Here is a 25,930-nt window from a genome sequence, read left to right on the forward strand (position 1 = left end):
CCCCATTCCCAATAATCTCTCTACTATTAAGATACGATAAAGGGACCTCTTAAACATTTGGCTAATCAGACGATAAATTAGTTATTCTTTCGTCCTTTTCGATAATAACTGAATAGTATTGATGGATTTTCAACCCCATTTGCAACATTAGTTTGTCTTCCGAATTTTGGAGGCTCAGTCCTGTGACTTGTTTAATTTTTTGCAGCCTATATTTAAGTGTATTCACATGAATAAATAATTGATTCGCTGTTTCCTTAACGGATTCATTACATGAAAAGTACTTCTCTAATGTGGGTATTAATGCCAATTCGTTTTCCTCATCAAAGGTAATAAGCTTCTTCATGGCTTCGTTATAGAAATGTTTCAGCTCTTGGTGATCTTCAATCAAACCAATTAGCCGATATACCCCAAGATTACTAAAGTAAATGATTGATTGTTGATTCCATAATTTTGAACCGAGAGTGATCGCCTTTTCTGCTTCCCGGAAACTCTTTCTTAAACCTCTGACTCCTAATTCCTCAGAACCTATACCAAGTCTGATCCCAACTTGCACAATCTGCTCAACCAAAACAGGAATACGTCCGATTATTTTTTTGAGTTCATGATCTGATTTATTTTTTCGAGGTAGTAACAACAGGATGGAACTCCTGATGGTTCCGACCAAAGCCTCCGACTCCACGACTCGTATGGAAGCTTCAATTTCACTTAAGGATTTGGAAATCACCTCATTATTGAACTGTTCTTTCTCACTTATAATGACGCATACATAGGAGTCCTTTTCTCTAAGACCGAATGTTTTCCCTCTCTCTACCAAGTCCTGGAGATTAATTTCTTGATTGAATAGTAAATCCCGAAGAAAATCATTTTTGTACTGCCGTTCAATGTCGTATCGAACCTTTTTCCTTAAAAATTCAAGAGAAAGCAGTGATGCTGCTTTCTCTTGAATGGCGAGATCAACTTCCATGAACTCTAAACTATAATTCCAGCAGGTGATGGTCCCATAAAGATCCCCATCGATTATAATTGGAGCCACAATACACGATTCATCTTGCCCCTCACGGTTTTGACGAATCATCCTAATAGGACGCTGAATGACTTCTATCTCTTTTATTTGTTCCGCGTTCATTGGCATTAAGCATTCCTCTTTGTTTAAAACTTGGATATATGGGATATGGCTTTCCAATAAAACCTTGCTTTTTGTTAAAAAAGATAGAGTACTAATGAATTGATTGAAATCACTATTCGTAATTGATATTTCATTTAATAGCCTAGTAGCCTGTTCTAAGTCCTCCTGTAAAACGACTTTTTCATTAAAGATTGCATTCATGGCAGGGGATAAGATATCTAAGTAACTGACTTCTTGAGGTATTTCAATGAGAGTAATTCCGTACTGATTCGCTTTATCAATCATTCCCTGAGGGATTGCATCAATAAAACGAATTGGCTTAATGGCTAATGCTGTTGTACCAACTGCATTCAGCTTTTCGATAAGCTGAATTTGAGCCCCGGGGTCATCCTTAATTGGGTAGAGACTAGTCAACAACAATTCATTCCCTTTTAACCAGTTGACAATATCAGGGACCTCCATAACAGTTACGTAGGTTACTAAACTTTCAATCCCGCTATGACCAGCTATCACCTTACATTCTCGCAGCCCGCCTACTTTTAATAAATTTTTCAAAGGAATACCCATCTAATCCCTCCCAAAAACGCAGATTTTTCCAACTACACTAGTTTGGTTGGAATATGTAAACAAGCTGTAAAGCTTTATTCCATTAATCTAAGCAGAAACAAAGAAGCATCTGGAACATACGTGATAATTAATAAACCAACAAAGTTGAAGGCAAAAAATCTTAATATTCCCGGCATCATTTCCTGGATCTTTAAATTGGTTAATCCTTGAGTAACAAATAAATTCAATCCAAAGGGCGGTGTGTACATTCCAATCGCTAAGTTAGAGATGATGATGATTCCTAGATGTACAGGATCAATTCCCATTGCCACAGCAGTTGGGAAAATTAAAGGTGCCACAATAATAATCGCCGCGACTCCTTCCATAAACATACCTAGAATCAGAAGAACAAAGTTTAGCACCAATAGGAACATGATTGAATTATCGATATTCGAAGTAATCCACATGGCGATATGCTGTGGTACTTGACCTCTCGTTAACATCCAGCCAAGAACCTGGGCAGATGCCACTAAGACAAGCACTTGTGCGGAAAGAACCGCTGAATCCACACATACCTTATAAAGGCTTTTTAAATTCATTTCTTTGTATACAAATAAGCTAATAAATAGAGCATACACGGCAGATACACCCGCCGCTTCCGTTGGGGTAAAGACTCCTCCATAAATTCCTCCAAGGATAATAACAGGAATCATTAACGCCCATACTGCCTTTTTAGTGGAGTCCCATACTTCACTCGCACTAGCCTTCTTATCTCTAGGAAGGTTATTTCTTTTCGCATACATATAGATATACAAGATGGACGATAATCCAAATATAAGACCCGCACCAATCCCGGCAATAAACAAGCTTCCCACAGAAACTCCTGTTACAGAACCGAAGATAATTAAGGTAATACTAGGCGGAATGATTAACGAAACCGCACCTGATGAGGCTAATAATCCAGCTGCAAACCATTTATCATATTTTCCGCGAAGCATTTCCGGATACATAATCTTACCAATGGCAATTACAGTTGCCGGACTCGAACCTGATAGAGCACCAAAGAACATACTCGATATTTGGGTCGTCATTGCGACCCCCCCCGCTAAATGCCCTACTAATCCTCGCGCCCAACGCAATATACGTTTAGATAACCCACCAACTTCCATGATGTTAGCTGCAAAAATAAAAAACGGAAGGGCCATTAAGGCAAATTGGTCAATACCGCCAAAGAGGCGTTGAATTAAGATCATAGGCTGAATATCCGTCATGAACAAAACGGTCAAGAAAGATGAGATGGTAAGAGCAACAAATATGGGAGTACTACTAAATAAAAAGAAGAATATTAAGATTATTAAAAGTAAAATCATATCTTAGACTCCTCGATGGAATTGGTTGTAAAGTTTTTAAATTGATTAAATACATTTGAAACGAGATGAATCAAAGATAAAGCAGCACCCACTGGAATCCCTAAGTACACCCAGTACATCTTTATTTGAAGTGAAGGTGTAATTTGCCCCGTATTCATGCTGAACTTCACCAGCTCTGTTCCATACCTAACTAAGAAAATCATAAGAATGATCGATACAATATTAACAAGGATCCCAATCACATTGTTCCATTTTTTCGAGACGAATTCTAGGAAGAAATCAATACCCACATGCAACCCTCTGCTAAAACAAACACTGCATCCAATAAAGGTGATCCAAATCATCACATATCTAATGAATTCCTCTGCCCAATTGGTATTTGCACTAAATACATAGCGTAGGACAATGTTAACAAATAATACCAATGTCGCTAGAGCAATGCTTGTCCCTAAAAAGGCTTCCTCGATTCTTTTTAGCCATTTCATTCCGCTTATTCTCCCTTCCGTCTCAAATATTCCATATAAAGTAAAAGAAGGAATAGCAATATTCATTGACTAATCCCTTGTTTTACATGGTTTTTAATTATTTTTGCACTTTTTCAATTGCTTCGTATAGCTTATCTAACAATTCCAATTGTTCCGGCTTATTATAAACCTTTTTGTGCATAGGCAATGATGCTTCACGGAATGCAGCAATTTCTTCCTCCGTTAATTCATAATAATTTACACCACTGTCTTTAATTTTTTGGATATAATCCGCTTCAACGGAAGCTAGTTTTTCTCTTGCTGCATTATGTCCTTCTATTTCCGCTTCAGCAAGAACTTCCTTTAACTGATCCGATAAGCCATCGTACCAAGGCTTGTTCGCCATAAGCACATATGTCATCGTGCCATGGTAGCTTTGGATAATATTCTTTTGTACTTCATGGTAATTATTTAAGAAGATAGTTTGTAATGGGTTTTCTTGTCCGTCAACTACACCCTGTTGAAGTGAGTTGTATACTTCAGAATACGGAACAGGAATAGCAGTTCCTCCCCAATTTTCATATTGTGCAATTAAGAGCGGGGATTCCATTACACGCATGGTCAGTCCTTTAAAATCTTCTGGCATATGGATTTCCTTCTTACCTGTAGTAAATAGTTTAAATCCACCCGGCCAGTAGCCAAGACCTTTAAATCCACCTTTGTCAAGGGTTCCTAATAACTCTTTTCCAACTTCACCATCTAACACTTCATAAGTTTGTTCTTTATCTGCTGGCCATAGATAAGGAAGGTCAATCGCTTTAATATCATCAACAAACGGTGAAACAACTGCAGTCGGCTGCATGGTGATATTGATTTCACCGATTTGAGTTCCTTCAACTTGCTCACGCAAACTTCCTAATTGAGAGGCAGGAAAAATGTTTACAGTTACCTTACCTCCTGTTTTTTCTTCAACGATTTTTTTGAACTGTTCTGCCCCTACATGTTCAGGACTTTCAATCGGCTGATTATGACTGAAGGTAATTTCTAAAGTTTCAAATTCTCCTGATTTAGTTCCTTCGTTTGAAGCAGAGTCAGAACCACCACTATTACTATTACACGCTGCCAAGCTAAAAACTAGTAATGCTGAGAAAATTAAAATCAAATACTTTTTCACTGTTTTCCCCCCGATTTTTCTGATTTTTTTAATTTTATAGGTAATTTAGACGAAAAACAACAAATTTCTCATCTAATTACAAAAAAATGCGCCTTTTTCTACTCAATTCCGAATAATGTCATATAATGTAACACCAAATGTTATGTTTTTATCATACCATGAACCAGATCAAAACTTCATAGTTGATATAGACAAAATAAACAATAGAAAATTATCCAAATAGACATATATTTCTGAATTTTTTATTTATAGATAAAAATAGATCATTAAAGGCATTATTATTTTCCAATTTTCATATTCCTTTCAGTTAACTCCCTTATACATTTCTCTAATCCCCACTAATATATTATTTAGCATGATATATTTCATTATACTTCTTTGGGAATATCCCATATAAAATAATGCCTTGAATATTGTCTTGTACTAATAGTGATCACTTTTTTGTTTTTTTCAAAGACCAGGCCAGAACCCATTTGTTCTTTAAATACCCAACCTTCACCTTTCATAAACTCCTTAGCCATACCTAAAGGATACTTTTCCTCATATTCAGATACATATCTGATTACGTTCGTTGTTTCTAACACTTTTTCGTATCCATTATTGGATAGTTCATGTTTGCTAATTGCGACTAAATACGGAATAGGATTGCCTTCTTGAGTTAAGGCACTTCCAAATCTTAATCCTACTAAACTAAAAATTAACAAAAAGAACAGCAACACTACTATTAAAACTATTTTCAAAATTCCCCCTCCTCGTCGTAAAAAATAGAGAACAGTGACTGTCACTGTTCTCATGTCTACTATCATATATATCGTACTATAAATCACTATAACCAACTAGTAAGTGATATTTCCCTATACCTCAACTGTTTGAGGTTGGAAAGCTTTAATCAGCGCCTGAACATATTCATTTTTTGCCTGTTTCCCTATTTCCGAAGTCGGATTTAAGAGTTCAAAACCATGATAGGCACCAGGATAAAGGTGAAATTCTACTGGAACACCGGCTTGCGCCAATTTCGCTACATATTCAATCGTTTCATCACGGAAGGGATCCAACTGACCCACGCAAGTAAACGTTGGCGGCAGGTTAGACAAATTTTTTGCTCTGGCCGGTGCCGCATAGGGTGAAATTTCTCCGTTTGCATGTTCCCCTAAATACATTCTCCAGCCAGCTAAGTTGTTTCCACGATTCCAGATGGCACGTTGGTCTGTAATTTCGTAACTGGACGGTGTTACATTACGATCATCAATCATAGGGTACAGCGGCATTTGGAATGAGATGGCCGGGCCCCCACGATCACGGGCTAACAAACTTAAAGCGGCTGTCAATCCACCCCCAGCACTTTGACCTGCCACCGCAACACGCGACACATCGATATTCAACTCTGCTGCGGAGTTTGTCATCCATACCAAAGCAGCATAACAGTCTTCAAGTGGTGCAGGATATGGATACTCTGGGGCAAGACGGTAATCAACAGAGACTACTACACACTCGGCCTTCTCCGCAAAGAGTTGGCAGTCCCCATCAGAGCCCTCCACATCTCCTAATACATAACCTCCTCCATGGATAAACAACAAAGCTGGAAGTTTTGCTCCATTTCGAGATACTGGTTCATAAATCTTCACCTTCATATCCTGTCCATCCCCACCAGGTATGTTTCGCGCATTAATGTTAACGCTTACAGACTTCTCAATGGGAAACGCTGGAGCTTGCCTTGCTGCCTCCAAACTTCGGGAAGATTAAGCGGCGGGAAAACCGTAAGCATTTCTCTCAATTCTGGGGCAACCCTATTCATAAAATCCATACAAAATAACCTCCTATGATCGTATCTACATACACTATATTTTTTATGAGTTATCAGAAGCTCGTACAGTAATCATATGTTTTTCATTTTAAGTTAGTACGTATTAGTAGACTTTAGACCTATTATTTTTAATACTTTAAAAGCTATATCTCGGCATCTATTAGGATCCATAATGTATAACTCGCAATGAAACCGACAAACCTATCTTTGAAATAGCGAGCATTTTATTAAACTTCATATACGGTTTTATAGGAGGAGTACCATGGAAAATGTTTTTGATTACGAAGATATTCAATTGATTCCAGCAAAAAGTATGGTAGATAGCCGTTCTGAATGTGATACGACGGTCTTCTTTGGAGGCCGTCAATTTAAGTTGCCTGTGGTGCCAGCAAATATGCAGACCATTATGGACGAAAAAATCGCCACATACTTAGCGGAAAATGGGTATTTCTATATTATGCATCGTTTTGAACCAGAAAAGCGGCTAGCTTTTATAAAAGATATGAATACTCGTGGGCTATACTCTTCTATTAGCGTGGGCGTCAAAGAAGATGAGTATCAGTTCATCCAACAAATAGCAGCTGAAAAGCTCTCTCCAGAGTATATTACCATCGATATCGCACATGGCCATTCAAATGCTGTAATCAAGATGATTCAACATATCAAAAAACACCTGCCAAGTAGTTTTGTGATTGCCGGAAATGTTGGGACACCAGAAGCAATAAGAGAATTAGAACATGCTGGGGCCGATGCGACTAAAGTAGGAATTGGACCTGGCAAGGTTTGCATTACGAAGATTAAAACAGGCTTTGGAACCGGCGGCTGGCAATTGGCAGCCCTTCGCTGGTGTGCAAAAGCAGCCAGCAAGCCGATTATTGCCGATGGCGGAATCCGTACACATGGAGATATTGCAAAATCAATTAGATTTGGAGCAACGATGGTGATGATTGGTTCATTATTTGCAGGTCACGAAGAGTCACCGGGTGAAACCATTGAAGATGAGAAGGATGGTAAGCTCTATAAAGAATACTTCGGCTCAGCCTCAGAGTTTCAGAAAGGAGAACGAAAAAATGTCGAAGGGAAAAAAATGTTAGTAGAGCATAAAGGATTTTTGAAGGATACATTGATAGAAATGGAGCAAGATCTTCAATCCTCTATTTCCTATGCAGGTGGGAGCAAGCTAGACGCTATCCGTCATGTCGATTACGTCGTTGTGAAAAATTCTATCTTTAATGGAGATCGGACCTACTAACGTACTGAGGGTGTCCTAGGGACACCCTCAGTTATTACTTATTATTTTTCTCTTGGGCTTTTAACGCTACTCTCTCAAGTCCATCTTGAGCAAATTCAACATCTGTTTTAGGCATAGCATTATTATGCTGACGCTGCTTATTCTTTTTCTTAGACATGCTTTCACCACCTTGTAGATAGTTTCTTCTTCCGCAAGGGTGCATGATGCACCCACTGTATTAGTTTGCTTTTTTATTCGTTTGCTATGCCTCCGGTCCTCTTTTTGATCTAGGAGGAATCTCAGAAAGGTATATTTATCAACAGTTCTGCACCTTTTAATCAATCGTTTAACTAGTTTTCACCTGCTGGATCCTATTGAATATATCCGGTAACAGCCTGTTGTTGCCCGCACAAGAACCGTTGAGTATGAATCTCCGCCATATGAAATAGGTAATTTCATTTTAAGAGCTTTTTTTATGATGCTCTTTTTTTCATTTCATAGCGGTAAAATAACTGCGAAGTTCTTAATAAAGTAGTCTTAGAGCCAATGATAATTATAGTAATGACCTCTACGGGTTGACAGTAACTTTTTTTAAAAAATTCTTTTGTAAAATAACCTTTTAAAAAAATGTTATTATTTATTTTAGGATTACTAATAGGAGGCTATCATGAAGAAACTAGTCAAAGTGGTTGCGGCAATTATTGAAAATGAACATCAAGAAATTCTATGTGCTTTAAGAGCTCCGGATATGGCGATTCCAAATATGTGGGAGTTTCCAGGTGGGAAAGTAGAAGCAAATGAGGATATTTATACAGCACTAGAAAGAGAAATTGATGAAGAATTAGGTTGTAGAATTGCGACAATGAACGAGGTATTTAACGATAACACACATGAATACGAAACATTTATCATCAACTTAATCTCAATTAAGTGTAGAGTAATGGAAGGAGTTCCAACACCAAGTGAACATTCAAAGCTAATTTGGCTGAAGAGAGAAAACTTAAATTCTTTAAAGTGGGCACCGGCTGATATTCCAGCAGTTGAGCAACTAATAGATGAAAAATAGTCTTCTCCAATGAGAAGACTATACTTTTTTAGTGAACTCGGTAAATAAGGGAACCGGAATCTCATGCTTTAATTTTAAAAGTATCGTAATCGGTTTCTCACCCTTAAATTTAACCGTATCTCCTTTACCAATATAAATAAAGGGCTCATTCTTACCATCTATCTCTCTGTACTTCCTTACAAATAAGTGAAGATTTATAGAACGGCGCTTATTATAAATAATATTTTGCCCTCTATCCGTATTTTGAGAGGTACTGTTTGGCGTTTGCCATTGGAAGTACCTTTCATTAATAAATTTATCCTGATACTTAATGCTCTCCTTTATATCCTCTTCTTTATGCAGATCAATAAATAAGAAGTAGTCATTTCCATTTGTCAGTAGTCCAGAACCCCTGTAGGAACTATGAATTTTTCGATAATTAGAAAGTAAAGCAGTGTCCACCATTTGATATTGTTCATACAGTTTAAAGTGTGGAACCCCATAGTACTCAGCTTTAAATTCCTTTTCATAACGGAAAATACCATAGGTAATAAGATCCTCAATAAACTTCTTATATTCTTCATTTTCTAATAGTTCTTTAAAAAGTTGCGTCTTCGTTAATCTCCCACTGCTATACCGCACTAATTTAGGCTTATTCTTTAGTTGGATACTATCATAGTAGTTCTGATTTAAGCATTCAAAAGCATGAACAATACTATCATCATCCACTGAGTCTATCATTTTTAGAATTTTTCGCTTTGCAATATCTAGATCAATCTCTTCGTTTTCTAATAAATATCGGAGGATTACAAACTCATGAATTCGCTTGATTGGCAGTTTACTTGATAATTCTTTTAAAGCCCCTTCAAACCCTTCATTATTTAGACAGTCCTTTAGGAAATCGTCTTTTTCTATCTTTGCCACGAATTGTAAGTATGTTTTTTCACGATCAATGAATTTAACAGGATCAGGTGCGCCATCATATTTCAAATAATCTAGTAAAAGGTAAGGAATACGGCCTTGATTGAGCTTCTTAAACTCGAAGTATTCTTCCTTCAAATATTTCATAGAATTAAAATTTTCATTATCAATCTGAGCCAAAATTCTTTCCTGCGATATCTTATCCATTTGAATATGAGTACACCCAGGAATATTAGCAAACCCTGTTGCAATAGCCACCTTTAAGCTTTCCTTATCGTAGTATCGGCTACCGTTAAGTGCGAGGGCAACGAGAAAAGTTTTATTATGATTTCCGATAAAATCAAGTACAGTTAAGAAGGTTTTATTCGCATACTTACGCAGACCTCTACCTAGCTGCTGTATAAATACAATCGGTGAATTAGTTGGTCTTAACATAAGTACAGTATTAATTGAAGGAATATCGACGCCTTCATTAAAAATGTCTACAGTAAAAATAAATTCTAATTCGTCTTGGTCATTTTCTAACCTATTAATAAAGCGTTCTCGTGTTCCCGGTGAATCAGCACCGTATAAACAAACACTTTGATAGCCTCTTTTATTAAATTCACTAGCCATATACTGAGCATGCTCAATACTAGCACAGAAACCAAGTCCTTTTCTTTTCTGACCATCATGACCATAAAAGTCCATTTTCTCGATGATGAAGTCCACTCGTTCATTTACCTTTAACCTCTTAGTGATTTCTGTAATATCGTCAATATTAACATCGCTAAGGTTAATACCTTCAATATCAGTTATCCCAAAATAATGAAACGGAATCACCAAGTCATCTTCCAAAGCTTCATGTAAGCGAACTTCTAAAGCAACGTTATGATCAAAAAGGTCAAAGACATTATACCCATCACTTCGTTCAGGTGTGGCTGTCATCCCCAACGTAAATTTAGGTTTGAAATACTCTAGAATCGTGTGATAGGTTGGACTCGTTGCATGATGGGCTTCATCAATAATTAGGTAATCAAATTCATCTCTTTCAAACTCCTGAAAGCATTTAGAAATGGTTTGAATCGTCGCAAAAACATAATCCACCTTTTTCTGCTTATGGTTACCTGTTAATAGGCCAAATGTAAGACCTGCGTTTGGAAGAAGTAATTCAAAGGTTTCCTTAGCTTTTTTGAGAATCTCTTCCCTATGGACAACAAAAAGAAGTTTCTTAGGCTTATAATTTTTCACATCAAAGGCAGACATAAATGTTTTTCCAGTACCAGTGGCAGCTATAACAAGCGCTTTACTCTCTCCAAAGCTTCGTAATCTCTCTAAATTTTCCATCGCCCGCTTTTGCATACGATTTGCAACAATGTATTGTTTATTTTCATAAATCAATTGGTGCGTTTTTTGCGTATTCTTAAAGCTCTTTAAAAACTCTTCATATCTATTAATAAAATCTTGGTCTGCATCCGTACTCATATTCCAAAGATAATCATATTCCTTAAGTACATCCTGAATAAAGCGACCTTTCTCTTTCGTAATAATCTCTACATTCCACTCAATATTGCTTTTAAGAGCACTCTGAGTAATATTAGAGGAACCAATAATCACTTTGTAGCTATCTTTGTACTCAAATATGTATGCTTTTGTATGAAACCCAATCTCTTTATCTGTAACAAACACCTTTAAATTAACATTACTAAACTCTTTGATTTTCTCTAAAGCCTTAGCATCGGTAAAATTAAGATATGTAGAAGTAATAATTTTCCCTTTAATGCCCTTTTCTTCTGCTTCTTTCAAGGGATCTAATAGAAGCTGTAGTCCGCTAAAATTAATAAAGGCAACACTAAAATAAAACCGCTCACACTCATTCATCGATTTAACTAACTCTCTCAATAAGTTCCCCTTATCGGAATTCACGATTAACTTTTTTTTAATAGACTCCATGGTTTTTCCCCTGACTTATGTACTTACCTATTGTAATTTAATGGATATATAAAAATTGTACAATAAATGTGGATAAATAAAAAGATCTTCTATTCTGTTAAGAAAAGAAGATCTTTGACTTATGATACGGTTCACCTCACCTGCTTATGCAGCAGTAGCGAACGTTGGTCCGTTTCAAGAAGCTTTTACCTCGAAGATTCCACGGCATTACCTTCGAACCTTGATTTTCACTCTATGAATCCCTTTACAATCGAAATATTTAAATCCAGCCGTAGCTGAATCCTATTGGCGATATATCCCATTCTCGGCACCATCTTTTCCATCTTGGGTAATTTTCAGGAATTTCCCATCCATCCAAGCACCGAAATATCCAGACTACATTTCCTCATCTTTACAGAAAAGATTGCATGCGAGATAAGCAGGATATTTCCCACGTCCGACCCGCGTTCCCCCATTGGGTCAACAAGATGTCATCTCTACTTGAGGTATCGTTCCATCAATCTGAATTTCAATCGGCTCGATGTAGCCTTGTCGACTAAAACTTGTTCCATCGATATGCCTGTGGTAAAAGATATACCTTTACTCTATTAGACATAGTGATATTTTCATCAAACAAAATAGATTATAAAAAGCTATTCCCGACAACAATGGAATAGCTTTGTTTTATTAGATTACAAACTGTACTGTTTCAGCATTTTTCTCTAATTTGACGCTTAACTTTTTACCACCACATAAAAGGTCGTAATCGCCAAGGAATCCTTCAAATGATACCATTCCGTTGTCATCAGTTTTAGCAGTTACATTTGTACACCAGTCACCTTTGATTAGTTTCTTTAACACCTCATATGATGGTTTTGGGCTGTTATCTTTTCTGACAAATCCAGCGGGAGCACCAAGCCATGCACCATCGTCACTGAAGGACCAGGTCGTAATCGCTTCTACAAGAGGATGTTTAAACAATATAGAATACATTTCTTCTACTTCTTTCGCCTGACGTTCTTCGAATTCTGGTGTAGATGGCCATTCTGGAATCTGATAATCATTCAAATCTTCAATTTCAGGTGACATCAGATGTCCGGATGTCAATGTGTTTTCTGTAAAGTGAATCGGAAGACCGAAATGCGAGAAACGGTCTAATACGTCTTCTAATTTTTCACGTCCCCAATATCCTTGATGTTGATGTGACTGAATACCAATCGCATCAATTTGGATGCCTGCGTTTAAGCATCCATCAATTAAGATTTCATAATTAATAGATGTATTAAAGTCATTTAATAATAGTGTCGCACCTGGATTGTATTCACGTGTTTTTGCAAACATTTCTTTTATGATGCCGACACGGCCAAGGTCTTTACTGATCCTTGTAATGCCATTGTCGTACTTATCAAATATTGGCATGATCACAACTTCATTGATCACATCCCACATATCGATGAGCCCTTTGAAATCTGTTACATCCCGTTCAATTCTAGCAAACTGTGCTTTCAGGATTTCTTCATTGCTCATATCAAGAAGCCATGGAGCAGTTATGGTATGCCAGCAAAGCGGGTGTCCTTTTACGGTTATGTTTCTTTCCTTTAACCACTGAGCAGCTGCTTTTAATTCTTTTGTGCGTGGTTTTCCTTTTTCAGGCTCGAACATTCCCCAATAGAAAGGTAGTGTGGCAGAGTTAAATACGTCTAAGAACATATCCAGTTTTACTTCCTGAAATGCAAGTCTGTCTGCTGGTACATTTTTGTTTGCTACATCGATTGCATCAAAAATGCCGCAGCCAAATAAGAACTTATGATTGGTCTGTTTTATTTGAATTTCCTCTCCTGTAACAGGATTTCCGAATGCATCCACAAGTTTAATTGTTTTGCTCGCCATTCTATGTACCAATTCATTTGTTTGCCCCATTCTATTCCCTCCATTTTCATTAGTGTTTTTGCATTGCTTTTATTAAAGAAAGCGCTTTTTCTTTATTAGATAAATTTTAACAAGCTTAATTTAAGAAGCAAACCTGTTAACTAAACATTTTATTTAAAAAATTAAAGTTATTGTTGTTATCATAAATATTTTTTCTTCCCACAGAATTGGAAGCAAACTCATTTCTTTTGGGAAAATAAAAAAACGCTCCAAATTTATCATGAACGTGTCAAGCTAGTCAGTCTTAAATTGATAAGGCAAAACACACGTATAGTTATCGAGATAATCTAGCAACTTTAACATACTTCTCGATAATAGCATTCGCAAATGGGTATGTAGACTTGTATTCAATCAATCCCAGAAGTGGATCCAATTTAATGCCGATGATAGGAATTACATAAACATTGATAAGGTTTCTGGTGTCTCCCTTCATTAAGACAAATTCGTTCTATATAGATGTGAAGGGGGGAGAATTAACACAGCCAAAAAGGTGATACAAAAAACTGTATCACCTTTAATAATGGTATCTTTAAAAACCGCATATCTACTTGTAATCATTTAGTGGTCCCTTATCCATTATCACTTCTACCATATTGGAGGCACCCATCTTAAGTATTGGCCGATGCTCTGAGTTTGGCTTACTATAAAGTTCTAAGGGACTGATGATCACTCCATCATGCGTATTATGAAGCATTCCGGGCACACATGTATAAATTCTATCATTATTGTTTGCATTCTTAGCAGATATGGTCACGGAAGTTCCACTATGATTATCGATACTTATGGACACCTGGTACCTGTAGAAGGAGCCTGTTCCATTTGATTGAGCAGAATAAACCACAGGAACAACTGCGAGAATATCGTCCGTTAACCGTAATTTAATGATTTCTGTTTTCACTGATGAACTGTTTCTGCCAACATCGCCCATATGTTCCACTGCGCCATTACCATACCGTCTGAGAGGAGGTGTTCCCTTCGCTCCAAACATAGCTACATCAATCTGCTTACCATTCTTTGTATAAACTAAAGCATATATATCATAATCTGTCCCAGTCTTCCAAGATACAGTTGCCGTAATTTCTGGTGTTTTTTCAATAATGACTGGCTTTTGACCTTTGTCGAGACTTATCTTCCCCTTTACTTTTTCAAGGCTGATCGCCGACAAGGCATTTTGACTAGTTTTCATTTCAGGTACTGTCAAGGTTTTATCAGGTTCTTTCATAACTATTTCATCATTAGCTTTAGGTTCAGATGGATTTTGCTCCTCAGAACCAACCTCAACACCATAATTTTTGCATAAGCCTTCAAGACCAGAATCAAATCCACGCCATACTGACCTTACCTTTGTTTGGCCATTTCTTAGATATAATTCTAATACTACTATTCCATTTTCATTTGCAAAACTAGACGGGATGAGTTGGATAATGCCGCCATCCGTAACGATCTCGGCCTTTAAGTTTTTTACATTTGAAAAACCATTACCATTATCCTCTGTAAGCGTAATAGCTATTTTAGTAATACCTTCAGGGACTTTACTCATGTCAAATTCCATTTTATGTACTTTTGTATCCCTCACGTTCACAGGTGGTATAAGGGTGGCCACTCCAAAAGGGCCCTTTGGTTGATTATAAAATATGATCCCACTATCTCCTTGCACCTTATCTGAATCAGTTAAAAGGAAAGCTGTTAAAGAAATATCGATCGTATTTGAAATTTCGTAGCTAACCGTAACATTACCTTTTTGAGAACTTAAAGCAGCGTTTGCTCCCATTTGAAGCATTTGATTCATTTAAACCACTCCTTCCAGACCTATGCCTTGCATCGATTAGATTCTATTAATCTATCCTAACTTGTTATATCGACTGCTTTGTCTCCCCTTTCTATTTTATAAAGTTTTCCAATAAATAACCAGTTAATACAGAAAATAAAAAAACCGCATCTACTTGTGATGCGGCACACCATTATAGAACTAAGTGAGGTTTTTTCATGGTAAAAATTAGTTAGCGTATTAAAATGCGAATCTTGCAAATTTCCGATATTTATGTTCAAATAAATAACTTTCAAACATGACCGTATCTGCTTTTAAAAATTTCGAAAACAGATTGTTTATTTCCTCATTCAATTGAATAGTAAGGTTGTACTGTGCAGTAAAAGATCCATCAGGACCTTGTTCCAATATCGCACACGTTAGTTCTATAAATTATTTCATTGACCTTGCAACTTCCAACATTATATTTCTTGATAATGTTTTAAAATTTCTGCTCGGGATTACGGGTGTATCCAATAACGGCTGATCTATTGATTCTACCACTGATTTTTAGTGAGGAATGGGTATCTTATGACGAGTTTTTTGTCACCGGATCTGAAATTTATGAGAATAATAAACCTATCACAATTGAAAAAGAACTTCGAATAAGAAAAACATAGGGAGATTTTAGTCTTCCTATGTTTTCATTCATATTATTTATCTGTTTGTTTTTGCTTCTTTTTCAAATACTCCGCACGTATTTTTTCAAGTTGCTGCTTTTTATCAAATTTGGAAGGCCTCTGTTTTTCATGAAACTTTGTCACAGCTACCTGACCTTTGGTATCCAATTGATATTTCCCCACTTTGTTCACCTACTTTTCTTGTCTTAAAAGAGAATATAATATACATTATTTTACAGAAGTAAACCTTATTACTTTATTATGTACTGCTAACTTTGCATATATCAGTAAAAACAATAAAAACTTAGTAAAATAATTCATCGCCAAATGGTATTCATTTCATTGCTATAATCAAAATAATATGCCTTGACACTTGATAAGCCTCAATAATTCTACTTCTTGTTCAGCTCTCTTCTAAAGGTCCTGCCACGTTAGTTTAGGTGCATCTTTTCACAAAGTCACCTGAAAATGAACTATTTTATGCTCAGTATAAAGTCTACTAGGTAATACAAGAGGGAGTTTGACTCGTTAGTAGACGACTGTTCTTATTAAAATCAATCAAAAAAATTGGGGTCAGTCCCCCACTGCTTTAACTTAGTGGGGACTGACCCTTACCGCAAGTATATTTATCTTTATTGTACCGCGGAGAAATAAAGTACTTACAGAACTTGTCAATTATCATTTGTACATTTTTACTTTATGGAAGTAACGGGTCAGGTTTATTGAGTAAGCTCATTTGAACACATAGATGGTCAGTCTCTTACCGTTACATTTAACTCATTACTGGAATAGAATGCTCCTTGATTTTGTTTAAATAAATCAGTAATCGATAATTAATGAATTTGGTAGTAAGTACCAGAGGGAGAAAGAAATTGAAGGGGAGAATTTATATAGTAGTGAAATTATATTTTAAGAAAAGAGGGATTTTATTGCAAAACCACGATCTACAAGGTATGTCACCAGATGAATTTAAGCTGTCAAAATCAGGCTTTGACCCGAATATGCCGGGGCATACCAGTCCTCATTCAAATGAGATGATTCTAAGGCAAGAGCCTAGAACTGCTAGAAAGGAAGGCAGCGGCATTAGTCTCCCTTATGATACACGGTTAGAGATGGGATTAATGCTTGATGAACATTTATGTGCTTTAAATGTAGCCTTACACCAGTATACAAAGCATCATTGGTTAACAGAGGGAGCTGAATCCTTTGGCAGCTTGCATCATATTTTAGATGAGCATATAGATGTGACTCAAGATCACATCGATAAGGTTGGAGAACGAGTTGCACGATTAGGAGTAGTACCAACTGCTCATCCAGTTACTCAGCATGAAATATCATATATAAAACATGAAAATGAAGGACGCTATACAATGCGTGACTATCTTCGAAATGACCTCGAGCATGAAATTAAGATTCAAGGAATGTTAAGAAAAACGATAAAACGTGCACACGATCTTAATGACTTTGGTACTGTTGAAGTCTTAGAAGAAGTATTACTAAAAAGAGAAGACTTAGGATACCACATTTGGAGCCTGCTTGAAGATGACACGCTGGTAAGAGGCATGACACATCTCCTCGACAATAATGGAGATATTGCATCAAACCGTCACTTAAATGACAAGCTTAATTGAGTTGTTCGAGAGCCACTCGGCTCTCTTTTTCTAAAAATTGCAACGTATTGATTACTTCTTATTTCTATGTATGTGGACTTTTCTTTTTTGGAACGGAAGAATTATGTCGGATAAGCTGGCCAAGGTATGTCATAAAATAAAATGACTTGTTCAGCTTATTTCTTTTTATTTTTGCTGCTTTAAAATACCAATGATTTGCAGTTGAAGGTAATACTCTCCCCTAAATAATAACATCATTACATTCTTAACAAAACCTACCACTAGTCCATTAACTTTATACGGCCCTTTCACTTTTTAAACGAAAGAATCCACTCTCTTTAATTGCTATTTTCCAATAATTTTATTCGAATCATTCGATTTTTCAGAATAATGAATTGATAGATTTTTCGTTTTTTGATAATATAAATACATATTTTCAGAAAATTGTTATTACTGACATCAGGAGGTTTCAATCATGTTAACATTTTTAGCAGCAATCGCTCTATTAATCTTAGGTTATTTGCTATATGGAAAGTTGGTTGAGCGAATTTTTGGCATAAATCCTAATAGGAAAACACCTGCCTATACGAAAGAAGACGGACTTGATTTTGTTCCAATGCCTTGGTGGAAAGGCTGGCTTATTCAATTATTAAATATCGCCGGATTAGGCCCCATCTTCGGTGCATTGATGGGAGCATTATCTGGGCCTATTGCCTTCATTTGGATTGTGATCGGCTCTATTTTTGCAGGTGCGGTTCATGATTATTTTTCCGGAATGATGTCACTCCGACATAACGGTGAACAATATCCATCACTTGTAGGGCGCTATTTAGGTAAAAACATGAAAGTAATCATTAATATCGTATCACTCGTGTTAATGATTCTAGTAGCGGCTGCGTTTACTGCAGGACCGGCACAATTGATTGCACAAGTCACACCAATATCATTCGGTGCAGCACTTATTATCATTTTTGTCTATTTTTTAATTGCTACTGTTTTACCAGTAAATAAAGTAATCGGAAAAATTTATCCTCTCTTTGGAGCCATTTTAATTTTTATGGCTGTAGCCATTGCAGTAGCTTTACTATTTAGCAGCAAAACGATCCCAAATATTACATTCGCTAATCTTCATCCAAAGAAATTGCCAATTTGGCCATTGTTAATGGTTACCATCTCGTGTGGAGCGATTTCAGGGTTCCATTGTACACAAAGCCCCATTGTTGCCAGAACGTTGAAGAATGAACGGGACGGGCGCAAAGTATTTTACGGAGCGATGATCGGTGAGGGAATCATTGCCCTAATCTGGGCTGCAGCCGGAATGACGTTCTTTAATGGTACAGAAGGATTGCAAGCAGCCATAGCGGCCGGCGGACCTGCTGGTGCAGTAAACGAAATATCTACCTCTCTTTTAGGTACAATGGGCGGAATCTTAGCGATATTAGGTGTAATTATTTTGCCAATAACAACAGGAGATACAGCACTACGTTCGTCACGGATGATCTTAAGTGAGATGGTTGGAGCAAAAAAGCAAACAAACTGGAAGCAAGCATTACTTTATTCGATCCCAGTTACCCTCCCTGCACTTTATTTATCTACCATTGATTACTCATTCTTATGGAGGTACGTGGGTTGGTCTAACCAGCTTGTCGCGACAGTTACCTTATGGACTGCGACGATCTATTGCTTGCGTCATGGTAAGTTCCATTGGATATGCGGTATTCCGGCATTGTTCATGACAGGAGTTGTCAGCTCTTATATCTTCTACGCACCGGAAGGATTTAAACTAAACTATCAACTATCCATGATCATCGGCTGCTTCATTACATTGGCAGTTACATTTTGGTACGTTAACCAAATACGACTCCGAAAACAGCAACAAACATTCGAAACTAGAACTGCAGCTTAAAGTCTATAGCAAATTGATAGTTAGAAAGGCAGAGTCCTTTATAAGACCCTGCCTTTTCTCAAATTAAAATATTTCGCAAAACCTCATTTACTTATGGTTGCAATAAAGATATTAATTCATTCCTCGCCTATGCCTCCTTTCGCATGAACCTCTCCTTTTCAGATCGATTAATCCTTAAACTTTTCTTTAATTCTTAAAAACTCATTCACATTATCAAGGAATATCTCTACTAGAATAGGATCGAAATGTTTACCTTTTTCACATTTGAAATACTCTATAATATCTTTGATTTCCCAAGACTTTTTATATGTCCTCTTAGAACTTAAAGCATCAAATACATCTGATACTGTTGTAATTCTCCCATACAAAGGGATTTCTTGCTTCTTTAATCCTCTAGGATACCCAGTGCCATCATATTTTTCATGATGGGTATATGCAATAATTGCTGCTGTTTCCATAAGCTTTGTATTTGAATGTTTTAACATTTGATACCCTATTTCTGTATGAGTTTTTATGATAGCAAATTCTTCATTCGTTAGTTTACCTGGTTTATTCAAAATTGAATCTGGAATAGCAACCTTACCAATATCATGCAAAGGAGAGGCAAGTTTCACTAACTCTATCTCATCGCTTTGTAAACCATATTTTGATGCAAGAAATTGGGAATATTCTGCAACACGCCTTACATGATTACCTGTTTCTTTAGACCTTGTTTCCGTAATTTCTCCTAATCTAAAAACTATTTCCTTCTGGGTAATTTCGAGTTGACTTGAAAGAATTTCCACATCCTCAAATGCTTTTGAAAACTTTTTATAAACCAAATACGACTGAGCTGCACAAAATGCAACTAATCCAATTGGCATTAAAAGCATGGTATGAATCATTTGTTCATTATAAAGGATATCATTAATAACGGTTGCTATAAGAACGGCAAAAAACACTCCTATTACCTTTGCTCCTTCATGTTTTTGAATGATAGCTTTTATTAATACACGTAAGAAATATGGAATTAATAATAGTAATAATAAATATAGAATATAAACAGTATTTGTAAAAATTATTGGAGTAGTAAAAATCACAATTGGGATACAAATTAATGAACTCACAACTGAAATTGCTAGAAATGTCCTTCTCATTTCATTAGGAAAAATTGCAGAAAAATACTTTATAAATAGAGGAATACATAAAAATACAATGATATAGTTTAATTTGAAAGCATAATCCCATCTAAGGGCTGGGAATATGTGAAAGATATAGGAATCCCCAACTAATAACACCCGAATCCCTACTAAAAGACAAAACAAACTAAAATATAAGGATACGGAGTCTTTTCTTCGATTGAAGTACAGATTTAACTGATTTATACCGATTGCAATTAGTGCACCAATGCTAAACCATTCAAGAAAAATTTTCAACTTCATTTTTTCTTCAATATTATTGGGATCTCCTAAATAAACGGAACCTGTTATCCCTGTTTTACGATGATAATAATTTGAAACCTGTAATAATACATGCACCTTCTTTTGAGATGGATTAAAATAAGTAATGCTGGGCTTGCCAAATGGTACACTCCCCTTTTCTGCCATGGCTATTTTCCCAATTTCTGAAACAAGTTCTTCATCGATATAGAGTCGATTAGCAGTGTAAATTTTGGGCAAGTACAAGGCTTGGGGTTTTCCTATTCTATTTTCAGGAAAATGGATAATCAAATGGTAAGTACCATAACCATTTCTTATATCCCAAGTTCCAGGGACCTCCATTGTTTGTGCAGCTGAATGATTTATTTTAGGGATATCATCTGGTAACAATAATTGGTTACTATAAAAATCCCATTTTCCATTTAAGCGAACCATTTGATCATTAGGCTGTATAAATACTTCACTATTTTTTATTTCATTATCCTTATCTGTTTGACAACCTGTCAAACAGATAAGGAATAAGGAAACCAATATAATATAAAGCAATTTATTTTGCATGCAACCTACTCCTATAAATTGGTATATCTCTTTTTATTCTTCTGTTTGTTCTATTCCACAATACCTTATATATTATTTCCTTAAAATAATGAAATTACCAATGATTCCTATTCATGAAAATTGGTTCCTATTTCTAATTTCTAATCTATGATCAACTCTTATTTTACAAAATTGTTCTACTGCCACATTAGCAAAAAAGCGTTCCTGCTGAATGCAGAAACGCTCACGCCTATTTGAAAAAAAACTTTCTATGCACTTAATATGCATAGAATAGATTCTCTGCTTCACCCGAACGTATTAACAATATAGCAGATAGTACCGTAACGATTTCTAAATGATGACGCATAAACTGGCGAAGATCAAATAGTCATACATAGAGAAATCTCCTATTTTTACAAGTAATTTAACCAAATTGAATTCAAGTTACCATGAACTTAACTAGCCCTTTAATTGAAAAGACGTGGGTTAATGAAAGAAGATGGCAATTCATATCAAAATTAAGCTGCCTGCTATTTATGGTAAGGCTCACGGTAATTTACCAAAATAGGTTTTTTAGTTATCAGATTCCGTAATCTCCGCCTCAATCCTGCTCATGAATTCTTCCGCGGCACTATATCCCAGCTGTTTTAAATACCAGTTATTTGCTGCTGCCTCAATTAACCCCGCCACATCACGTCCAGGTTGAAGCTGGATTTCAATCGAAGGAATTTTAACACCCAAATAGTCGGTAGTGAGATATTCTTGTTCCAGATCGTTATACAAGGCATCCTTTTCCCATTTGGTTAAATGAATATCTAGGGCAATTCGGGTTTCGTCTTGAAAAGCTTTGCGGCCGTAAATACGGACCACGTTCAACAACCCTATACTGCGAAGAGCCAAGAATTCCTTGGATTTTTCATCATGAGTGCCCAAAATCGTTTGGGAACTCAGCTTCTTAAGGACAACGATGTCATCCGAAACAAGCCGGTGTCCTCGGCGAATTAACGTATGGGCCGTCTCGCTTTTCCCTACCCCTGAACTACCACGAATTAGAATCCCAATACCAGACACATTCATACAAACCCCATGTACCGTGATTTGTGGTGCTAATTCCTTTATTAAATATGCATCCACTTTGGGGATAAATTCTGAAGTAGTCTCCGGCTGTTTCGTTATTAGCAAAGGGATCCCTTGCTCTGTGCAATGGTGCATCAGGTAGGTAAGTCCTACTTCACCAGCTGTTATGATAAAACATGGCGGATGATATTGAACAATATTTCCGATTCGAACTTTCCGTTCCTCTTTACTTAATTTATGTAAATAGGTAATTTCCTTTGTTCCTAAAATTTGAACTTGTTCGGTTGGAAAAAAATCAAAATGCCCAACAAACTCCAATCCCGGTCGATGCACTCTTGATTGTGTAATCACTTTCTCCAGTTGGTTTTCACCAGCCAGTACCTTCAAGGAAAACCTCCGAACTAAGTCTTTAACCGTTACCTTTTTCACTTTATACTCACGTCCTATTAGCCTTTAATAATTTGATTATACTTAAATTGATTGGGACCGTCATCCATCTAGGAACGATTTATGAGCAGCTAATAAGTTTGCTAAAGTTAAAAAAGAAAAAGAAATGATCAAAACCATCATTCTCCTCCTACAGATATATTATTAATTGAAATTGCCTCTACTTATTTATTTGCACCAAAAATAACACAAAAAAAGTAAGCCCCTTTCGTTATAACACGAAGCGGACTTACTTAAATTAAATCAAACTTTATTACTCCATTCTTGCTCTTCTTTGTCTAACAAGCCAAGCCGCACCCACAGCTAACAATAAAAGCCCTAAGCCTAACAGATTGTACATATTAGTTGCTGTATTTGGCAGTTTATTATTAGTGTCCTTAGCTGATTTATCATTTCCAGTAGTGTCTTCAGTTGGAGTTGGAGTTGTTCCAACTGGGTCCTTCGTGTCCCCATTTTCTTCCTCAGGGTTAGTACCAGGGACAGGTTGGCTACCTTCATTTTCATCTGGAGTTGTACCAGCTAATTTTTGAACAAGCAGTGAATAGAATTCACCTTTGGTCTTAAGATTAACAAATTCACTTGGATCCACATTTGCTATAGTAGACAAGTCATTGATTTCTTCTTGTGTTACAGGATCTAATACATTAATAGAGGCAACATTCGTATATTTGCCGTCAGCTGTTTTAGGAACCATTAAAATCTTGGTTGATTAAGTACGTAACGTCTTTATGAACATCAGAAGTCATATCAACGCCGACAATCTTCCAATTATTTGGCTGAACTGCTGTATACACACCATTCTTAACTTCCTGTAAATAACGAACTGCTAGTCTGCGGATGGTACCTTCCGTATCACCGAAAGAATCCTCATCTTGAGTAGACCATACCTTTTCAAAAGTACGTCCTGCCATTGGACCTTGATTGGATACTAAGAAATCCATACGATATGCGTTCATACCAATTGTTAAAGCATCTTCAGGTTTGATTGGAGTACCGTCCAGTTTACGAATGTTTTTGATTCGGCTGCCATATGGCTCTGTCAAATCAATTTCATACGTGATTCCACCAAAGAAATCGTTTGTACTATATTTTGAAGCACGGCGTGTTTTGTCAAAGCTAATGGTTACATCACCAGGTCTTGACTGATTGAAATAACCTGCAGACCACTCCATATAATCCTTCAAATCTTTACCTGTTATGTTATAAACGGAAACTTCCCCGCCTGCATACTGGTAATTGTAGGATATATCCTTCTTCTTAATAGCTCCTACATCAAGTTTTGCATTATCGTTATCGATTTGGTGTGCAACTACATCGGTTTTTCCGTAATGAAGCATAACCTCATTAAAGAAAGCCGCTAAAGGAGTTTCTTGAGTTTGCACACTTGGAATACCTTTAATTTCATTTTTAGGAACCATATTTATGCCCTTTAATTCAGCAATAACCGTATTGGCATCGGCACGTGCAATCTCATGATACGGCTGAAGCAGCTCCAGAAGCCCTTCATCTGAATTTACAATCGTTCCATCACTTGATTTAACAGGGATTGCAGTCGTACTTCTATCTTTTAAAACAAATTCTCCATCTTGTTTTGTAAAAGTTAGATCAATTCTTGAAATATGTGTTCCATATTTGTCAGGTTCTGTGACAAGAACGCCATTAATTTCTTGGCTCTTTACAAGTTTGTGCATATGACCAGCGAAAATTGCTGTCAGTTCAGGGTTAGCATTTGCGATATCCGTTACACTTGTATTCGCTACACCATTCTCATTATCTACGCCCATATGCATGATGCCGACCATCACATCAACTTGCCCTTCAATCTCATCAATAGCTTTTTGAGTCTCAGTAACCGGGTCTTTAAATTCAATACCGGCAATTTTATCGCTACCCTTTTTAAATACTGCTGTCATCGGGGTTGTCATTCCAATAAAACCAATTTTGATCCCGGCTTTTTCAATAATGTTATGTGCAGGAAAGTATCTGTCACCGTTCTCTTTATAGACATTTCCAGCAAGAAGGCTGCCAGTGAATTGATCAGTAATTTTCTTAAGGACATCCAGTCCAAAATCAAACTCATGGTTTCCCATGGTCCAGAGTTCGTAGCCCATTGCATTCATGGCTGTTGCAGCTGAGGACATTGGATAGGCGTTAAATAATTCTGCCGAATTCCCCTGGATCATATCGCCTATATCCACTAGTATCGTATTCGGATTCTCCGCTCTTACCTGTTTCACAATCGTATAAAGCTGTGTAAGACTGCCGCTTGTATTGGCTCCATCAAGGTCATAATCCCATGGAACAAACCGGCCATGAATATCAGATGTACCAAGGATGGTAATCTTTGTTTCTTCAGGTTCCCCTCCTGTAACTGCCTCTGCCTTTAGCGGTGTTGTCCCAACTGCTGCACCGAAAATCAAAGCGGTTGTCGTTACAGTGGCTAAGAGTTGTTTTAGTTTCTGTTTTAGCACTTTCAGAATAACCTGCTCCTTCCAATAAAGAAAATTAATCTACCAGTCTAGTGAAAAGGTAGTTAGTATTATAATAGCAAAATTCCAATAAATTTGTAGAATACTGATGAAAATTTATGTAATATGTAACATTTCAGTTAGTTTATCCGTAATACAGGATTGGATATGCAATGCTTGTGATTGTTTCATTCTCGTTTTATTTAAGATTTCTAAAAAACCAATAATTAAGGCTCCATTTTTTTTAAAAGTCTAATAAACACAGTAAACAACATATAAATAGTGAAAATATGATTGACAATTGTCCTAATTTTAAATATTATCTTAATATATAAAAAATAGCTTATCCAGAGAGACTGAGGGACTGGCCCGAGGACGTCCAGCAACCATCATTTAAAGAAAGGTGCTAATTCCTGCAGGGTGTTTCATTCTGAAAGATACGGTTTAAGGATAAAAACCTCTTTCTAAATGAGAGAGGTTTTTTGTATGAATGAGAAGGTCGGAAAGGAGTTTCATAGC

The 25,930-nt window shown here is 36.6% G+C and carries 17 protein-coding genes, 2 pseudogenes and 1 riboswitch; of the genes and pseudogenes, 4 read left to right on the plus strand and 15 right to left on the minus strand.

All coding sequences use genetic code 11. The annotated features are described in order from the left end of the window. Positions 1–61: 61 nt before the first annotated feature. From BTR25_RS12420 to BTR25_RS12445, 6 genes and pseudogenes are all read right to left on the minus strand, one after another. Complete coding sequence (locus BTR25_RS12420) at positions 62–1,693, minus strand: PucR family transcriptional regulator (protein ID WP_075688389.1); 1,632 nt, start codon at positions 1,691–1,693, stop codon at positions 62–64. Between the two features lie 74 nt (positions 1,694–1,767). Continuing rightward, positions 1,768–3,042 carry a TRAP transporter large permease gene (locus tag BTR25_RS12425; protein WP_075688390.1) on the minus strand — a complete coding sequence of 425 codons (1,275 nt, stop codon included), beginning with the start codon at positions 3,040–3,042 and terminating at the stop codon, positions 1,768–1,770. Further along, positions 3,039–3,527, minus strand: a complete 489-nt coding sequence (locus tag BTR25_RS12430) for a TRAP transporter small permease (protein ID WP_075688476.1) — start codon at positions 3,525–3,527, stop codon at positions 3,039–3,041. The genes BTR25_RS12425 and BTR25_RS12430 overlap by 4 nt, the downstream gene beginning before the upstream one ends. A gap of 97 nt (positions 3,528–3,624) precedes the next feature. Next, complete coding sequence (locus BTR25_RS12435; RefSeq protein WP_075688391.1) at positions 3,625–4,680, minus strand: TRAP transporter substrate-binding protein; 1,056 nt, start codon at positions 4,678–4,680, stop codon at positions 3,625–3,627. Positions 4,681–5,048: 368 nt separating this feature from the next. Then, a complete protein-coding gene (locus BTR25_RS12440; RefSeq protein WP_083652351.1) occupies positions 5,049–5,420 on the minus strand; it encodes a hypothetical protein in 372 nt (123 codons plus the stop codon). Between the two features lie 114 nt (positions 5,421–5,534). After that, positions 5,535–6,484: pseudogene (locus BTR25_RS12445) on the minus strand (alpha/beta hydrolase). A gap of 262 nt (positions 6,485–6,746) precedes the next feature. On the opposite strand from BTR25_RS12445, the gene guaC reads away from it, so the two are divergent. Next, the gene (gene guaC / locus BTR25_RS12450) at positions 6,747–7,736 is read left to right on the plus strand and encodes a GMP reductase (protein ID WP_075688393.1); all 990 of its coding nucleotides are present in this window, start codon (positions 6,747–6,749) and stop codon (positions 7,734–7,736) included. A 34-nt stretch (positions 7,737–7,770) separates the two neighbouring features. Here guaC and BTR25_RS28440 read toward each other — a convergent pair whose 3' ends face one another. Continuing rightward, entirely contained in the window at positions 7,771–7,893 is a 123-nt protein-coding gene (locus BTR25_RS28440) for a hypothetical protein (protein WP_303046830.1), read from the minus strand. A 489-nt stretch (positions 7,894–8,382) separates the two neighbouring features. Between BTR25_RS28440 and BTR25_RS12455 the strand changes: the two genes are divergently transcribed. Continuing rightward, complete coding sequence (locus BTR25_RS12455) at positions 8,383–8,781, plus strand: (deoxy)nucleoside triphosphate pyrophosphohydrolase (RefSeq protein ID WP_075688394.1); 399 nt, start codon at positions 8,383–8,385, stop codon at positions 8,779–8,781. A gap of 18 nt (positions 8,782–8,799) precedes the next feature. Here the strand turns inward: BTR25_RS12455 and BTR25_RS12460 are convergent, their stop codons facing one another. The 4 genes from BTR25_RS12460 to BTR25_RS27590 form a co-directional block, all read right to left on the minus strand. After that, positions 8,800–11,613: a DEAD/DEAH box helicase gene (locus BTR25_RS12460; RefSeq protein WP_075688395.1), complete on the minus strand. Its 2,814-nt coding sequence runs from the start codon at positions 11,611–11,613 to the stop codon at positions 8,800–8,802. Positions 11,614–12,279: 666 nt separating this feature from the next. Continuing rightward, a complete protein-coding gene (locus BTR25_RS12465) occupies positions 12,280–13,512 on the minus strand; it encodes an endo-1,4-beta-xylanase (protein WP_075688396.1) in 1,233 nt (410 codons plus the stop codon). Between the two features lie 553 nt (positions 13,513–14,065). Next, positions 14,066–15,310, minus strand: coding sequence for a TerD family protein (locus tag BTR25_RS12470; protein ID WP_075688397.1), 1,245 nt, complete (start codon positions 15,308–15,310; stop codon positions 14,066–14,068). A 671-nt stretch (positions 15,311–15,981) separates the two neighbouring features. After that, on the minus strand, positions 15,982–16,131 hold the full coding sequence (locus BTR25_RS27590) for a hypothetical protein (RefSeq protein WP_175596770.1): 150 nt from the start codon (positions 16,129–16,131) through the stop codon (positions 15,982–15,984). A 746-nt stretch (positions 16,132–16,877) separates the two neighbouring features. On the opposite strand from BTR25_RS27590, the gene BTR25_RS12475 reads away from it, so the two are divergent. Beyond that, positions 16,878–17,579, plus strand: coding sequence for a Dps family protein (locus BTR25_RS12475; protein ID WP_075688477.1), 702 nt, complete (start codon positions 16,878–16,880; stop codon positions 17,577–17,579). A 454-nt stretch (positions 17,580–18,033) separates the two neighbouring features. After that, positions 18,034–19,464 carry a carbon starvation CstA family protein gene (locus BTR25_RS12480; protein ID WP_075688398.1) on the plus strand — a complete coding sequence of 477 codons (1,431 nt, stop codon included), beginning with the start codon at positions 18,034–18,036 and terminating at the stop codon, positions 19,462–19,464. 167 nt (positions 19,465–19,631) lie between these two features. On the opposite strand, the gene BTR25_RS27960 is transcribed toward BTR25_RS12480, so the two are convergent. The 4 genes and pseudogenes from BTR25_RS27960 to BTR25_RS12500 all read right to left on the minus strand — a co-directional run. After that, the gene (locus tag BTR25_RS27960; protein ID WP_075688399.1) at positions 19,632–21,440 is read right to left on the minus strand and encodes an HD domain-containing phosphohydrolase; all 1,809 of its coding nucleotides are present in this window, start codon (positions 21,438–21,440) and stop codon (positions 19,632–19,634) included. Positions 21,441–21,992: 552 nt separating this feature from the next. Next, positions 21,993–22,925 (minus strand): HPr(Ser) kinase/phosphatase, encoded by a 933-nt coding sequence (gene hprK, locus BTR25_RS12490; RefSeq protein WP_075688400.1) that lies wholly within the window; start codon positions 22,923–22,925, stop codon positions 21,993–21,995. A gap of 271 nt (positions 22,926–23,196) precedes the next feature. Then, complete coding sequence (locus BTR25_RS28760; RefSeq protein WP_254842704.1) at positions 23,197–23,283, minus strand: LPXTG cell wall anchor domain-containing protein; 87 nt, start codon at positions 23,281–23,283, stop codon at positions 23,197–23,199. A 192-nt stretch (positions 23,284–23,475) separates the two neighbouring features. Further along, positions 23,476–25,363 (minus strand): annotated as a pseudogene (locus BTR25_RS12500) (bifunctional metallophosphatase/5'-nucleotidase); the annotation flags it as partial. A gap of 388 nt (positions 25,364–25,751) precedes the next feature. Continuing rightward, positions 25,752–25,855: riboswitch (SAM riboswitch) on the plus strand. The last annotated feature ends 75 nt before the right edge of the window (positions 25,856–25,930 follow it).

This window comes from Bacillus sp. MRMR6, from assembly GCF_001940785.1.
Classification (GTDB): Bacteria; Bacillota; Bacilli; order Bacillales; family Cytobacillaceae; genus Neobacillus.

What these genes read in the sequence shown, in the direction of transcription:
- BTR25_RS12420 (WP_075688389.1), bottom strand. Translation starts at nt 1,693, where the DNA reads ATGGGTATTCCTTTGAAAAATTTATTAAAAGTAGGCGGGCTGCGAGAA.
- BTR25_RS12425 (WP_075688390.1), bottom strand. Translation starts at nt 3,042, where the DNA reads ATGATTTTACTTTTAATAATCTTAATATTCTTCTTTTTATTTAGTAGT.
- BTR25_RS12430 (WP_075688476.1), bottom strand. Translation starts at nt 3,527, where the DNA reads ATGAAATGGCTAAAAAGAATCGAGGAAGCCTTTTTAGGGACAAGCATT.
- guaC (WP_075688393.1), top strand. Translation starts at nt 6,747, where the DNA reads ATGGAAAATGTTTTTGATTACGAAGATATTCAATTGATTCCAGCAAAA.
- BTR25_RS28440 (WP_303046830.1), bottom strand. Translation starts at nt 7,893, where the DNA reads ATGTCTAAGAAAAAGAATAAGCAGCGTCAGCATAATAATGCTATGCCT.
- BTR25_RS12455 (WP_075688394.1), top strand. Translation starts at nt 8,383, where the DNA reads ATGAAGAAACTAGTCAAAGTGGTTGCGGCAATTATTGAAAATGAACAT.
- BTR25_RS12460 (WP_075688395.1), bottom strand. Translation starts at nt 11,613, where the DNA reads ATGGAGTCTATTAAAAAAAAGTTAATCGTGAATTCCGATAAGGGGAAC.
- BTR25_RS12465 (WP_075688396.1), bottom strand. Translation starts at nt 13,512, where the DNA reads ATGGGGCAAACAAATGAATTGGTACATAGAATGGCGAGCAAAACAATT.
- BTR25_RS12470 (WP_075688397.1), bottom strand. Translation starts at nt 15,310, where the DNA reads ATGAATCAAATGCTTCAAATGGGAGCAAACGCTGCTTTAAGTTCTCAA.
- BTR25_RS12480 (WP_075688398.1), top strand. Translation starts at nt 18,034, where the DNA reads ATGTTAACATTTTTAGCAGCAATCGCTCTATTAATCTTAGGTTATTTG.
- BTR25_RS27960 (WP_075688399.1), bottom strand. Translation starts at nt 21,440, where the DNA reads ATGCAAAATAAATTGCTTTATATTATATTGGTTTCCTTATTCCTTATC.
- BTR25_RS28760 (WP_254842704.1), bottom strand. Translation starts at nt 23,283, where the DNA reads ATGTACAATCTGTTAGGCTTAGGGCTTTTATTGTTAGCTGTGGGTGCG.